The organism is Gordonibacter sp. (genome assembly GCF_036667095.1).
In the GTDB taxonomy this organism is placed as follows: Bacteria; Actinomycetota; Coriobacteriia; order Coriobacteriales; family Eggerthellaceae; genus Gordonibacter.
On the sequence record NZ_JAVWUP010000284.1, the window covers coordinates 1 to 2,565 of the forward strand.

4 protein-coding genes are annotated in these 2,565 nt (G+C 55.0%); 1 reads left to right on the top strand and 3 read right to left on the bottom strand.

The features are described from left to right. Positions 1-150 precede the first annotated feature (150 nt). On the top strand, positions 151-279 hold the full coding sequence (locus tag RR842_RS13735; RefSeq protein ID WP_332730153.1) for a hypothetical protein: 129 nt from the start codon (positions 151-153) through the stop codon (positions 277-279). 218 nt (positions 280-497) lie between these two features. Here RR842_RS13735 and RR842_RS13740 read toward each other — a convergent pair whose 3' ends face one another. The 3 genes from RR842_RS13740 to RR842_RS13750 all read right to left on the bottom strand — a co-directional run bounded on the left by RR842_RS13740 (position 498) and on the right by RR842_RS13750 (position 2,548). Continuing rightward, positions 498-1,874: a DNA-binding protein gene (locus RR842_RS13740; RefSeq protein ID WP_332730154.1), complete on the bottom strand. Its 1,377-nt coding sequence runs from the start codon at positions 1,872-1,874 to the stop codon at positions 498-500. Between the two features lie 208 nt (positions 1,875-2,082). Beyond that, a complete protein-coding gene (gene lepB / locus RR842_RS13745; RefSeq protein WP_332723041.1) occupies positions 2,083-2,253 on the bottom strand; it encodes a signal peptidase I in 171 nt (56 codons plus the stop codon). A gap of 148 nt (positions 2,254-2,401) precedes the next feature. Beyond that, positions 2,402-2,548: a LamB/YcsF family protein gene (locus RR842_RS13750; protein WP_332730155.1), complete on the bottom strand. Its 147-nt coding sequence runs from the start codon at positions 2,546-2,548 to the stop codon at positions 2,402-2,404. Between the last annotated feature and the right edge of the window lie 17 nt (positions 2,549-2,565).

Consider the following 2,565-nt stretch of genomic DNA (forward strand, 5'->3'; position numbering starts at 1 on the left):
GAATATGCGCGTGGGCAACGACCGCTTGTTCCTTATCAAGGTCATGTCTCAATGCGTGCCCTATATCGGCTATCCGCGCGTGCTCAACGCGCTGCACTGCATCGATGAAGCGGCCGAGGCGCTTGAGGCTGACGGCGAATAGATGACGCCTTGGGGGCTTTGGCGAAGTTGAACGGCTTCTGCACCAGCACCACGTACCTGAACATGTCCACGGGCAACTGCTGCGGCCGCTTGGTCACCTTTGCTCGCATGATGGCCAAAGCGCTGGCGGCAAAGTAGGCTTTTCGACACTCCGATTGCTCGGGGTTTTCCTTGGCGCAGGGAGCGCGGGGGAAAGCCCCGGGTTTCCTTGCACCCCTGTGCTCACCCCTCCCGAGTGCAGGGCCTATTGCCGGGAGGGGTGAGTTCCCTTTTGATCCCATCATCCCGACAAACTTCTGTGGACTACCCTGTTTCCTGGGATTACCCTTTGAACGCAAAACAGGTATTGAGACAGTTCAGAACCCTCCAAATAGGGCGTTTCTTTCGGCTGCAGTGTGGGTAACCTGGGCGATTCGTTGCGCAGTTTGCTGCTGAACCATCTCAATAAATCGGTTATCCAAATTGGGGTTCTGCCCGAGAATGGTAGCGATGTCGTCCATGAAGCCGTCAAGGCACGCCGGGTCGAACCATTGCAAACTTCCCACTAGTTCCAATTGTTGGGAAGGATACATCCGAAATGGATGAGCTTCCCAGACGTAGGGGCGGGTTTCGAGCTCAACGGTGGTCGCTCTGCTGTAGAATCCACCTCCGTTGTCAAACAGGGGAGCCACGCGATAAGCTCCCCGTGACTCGACATCACGTATAAGTCCGAAGTTGTGGGTGTGGCGGTCGAAGTTGGCCATGATGTGGTCGGCTACAATCATTTTATCCAGCTGCTCGGAAATGTCGGAGATTCCCAGTGTTGCTCCTGCATCAAGATAGCCGCGGTGTACGTCGCGGCCTTGGGTTATGTCGAAAGCCGTCAGTACATCTGCAGCGGGGATGAACTCTGTTTCTGCCGTAGACATGGTGGGACAGGCCGAAAAGGCGCGACCGTGTCGTTCCACGAGTGTATAAGCTAAATACTCTCCTTGGTCAAGTAGGCGTGAGAGTAGCTTCGTGGCAAGTACCTCGTTGTAAGGTTCTCGATTTTCGTTACCTAAGCCTCCTTTGACGAGGCAGTCGATGCCGTCTATGCGCATCCATGCTTTTGCCAGCATGCCGGGGGTAGCGGTGTCGGGCGTGTACCCTGCGATATGGGCACGTTTTGCTCCGTCGAGAAGGGCTTCGCCGAATGCTTTCTCGTATTCGTTCTCGAAGTAATTCAACTCATGCCAGTCAGCTTGGGTATCGAGTGGTTTGAACCAATATTGGTCGGATAGGTTGAGCCCCCATGATGAAAGCATGAGGTCGGAAGCATCGGTGACCTCTGGGCTCCTGAGGGCCAGCGGAAGGCGGGGGCGCAACGCAGGGATCGCCCGCGAGGATATCCACGTTGCAAGATCATAGCGGTTAGGGGATGTTTCGATGAGGCCGGTGCCGAAAGGTTTCCAATCGACACCCTCGCAAGGTGTCACGTTCGCAGTTTCGTGGGTACGTCGGTTATAGGTGAAAGTTAGTACAGCATGATTGCGATTCATCAGGACATACGAAGAAAGCATGCGGGGGTTTTTTTCGCCCATTTTTGGCCGGCCGGATGGAATAGGCTGTTCGAGACGGGTCGAGACGGAACGCTCATCAATCATCCATGCATTGCCAAATTTTTCGGCTTGAAGGTCTCCGGATGCAATGAGCGCGTTCACCCGGCGAACGGTGACATTGAGCTTTTCGGCGACTTCCTTTGTGGTAAACATAAAAGTTCCTCATTTGGTATATTTTTTAAGATACATTTTGAAAAAAGTATACCAAACTTAGAATAGTTAATGCAGCGTCAGTGGAGGGTGTTTTCGAGTGCTTTGCCGTGAAGCCTGACGAGTTCGGCGGATCACAGACCACCGGGTCGCTGTTCTGGATGGGCTCGAACCCGTGGCTCAAGATGCACTCGGGTGTTTGCCCTCTCGTTTACTCTAACAACCCGAGGTCGCTGAGGGGCCAATAGACCATAACGCCCCGAGCGATTACCGAGGAGACTGGCACGGCGCCGAAGTAGCGCGAATCGTTGGAGTTGGTGCGGTTGTCGCCCATGACCCAAAGATGGTCTTGTGGCACGGTGTAGGGGTACGTTATCTCCACGCCATAGGCGGGGGGAAGCTCTCAGTGTTTTGCGGAAACGTGCTGGTTGCGGGGCTGCGTGTTGGCCGGCGTTCATGAGGAAATCCCCCCTTCTGCGAAGAGGACGAGGTGTTTCGTATTATAAAGGATCGTTGAGTTGTTTGTTTGCTTACGCAGCACCTACCGCCAAGATAGCGATGCCGTCGGCTTCGAGCGATTGGCGGATGCGCTGCACGAAGGCCAGCGCCTGGGGTGTGTCGCCGTGGACGCAGAGTGTGTCGGCATGCAGTTCGATGAGCTTGCCGGTGGCGGACAGTACGGTGCCTTCGCGTA